This window comes from Stutzerimonas stutzeri (genome assembly GCF_000935215.1).
GTDB lineage: Bacteria > Pseudomonadota > Gammaproteobacteria > Pseudomonadales > Pseudomonadaceae > Stutzerimonas.
On record NZ_JXXD01000394.1, the window covers coordinates 1 to 331 of the forward strand.

The 331-nt window shown below is 63.4% G+C and carries 1 pseudogene; it reads left to right on the forward strand.

Annotated features, from left to right (window positions below):
* Positions 1-331: pseudogene (locus tag LO50_RS23765) on the forward strand (heavy metal sensor histidine kinase); the annotation flags it as partial.

Sequence of the window (331 nt, forward strand, 5' to 3'; positions counted from 1 at the left end):
AGGAGGAGTATGAACGCCTGGCGCGGATGATCGACAGCATGCTGTTCCTCGCCCGTGCCGAGCAGCCGTCTGCGGCCATCGAGCTGCAGCGCTTTGCACTGCCGGCACTGGTCGAGCAACTGTGCGACTACTTCGAAGGCGTCGCCGAAGAGCGCGGCATTCAGCTGCTCGATGAAACCGAGGGTGAGCTTTTCGGTGACCCTGAGATGATCCGCCGGGCGCTGGCGAACCTGCTGGCCAATGCGTTGCGCTACGGCGCCAGTGACAGCCCGGTGCGTATCGTCAGTGGCTCAGGAGTAGGTTGGCGGTCGGTCAGCGTGATCAATCTGGG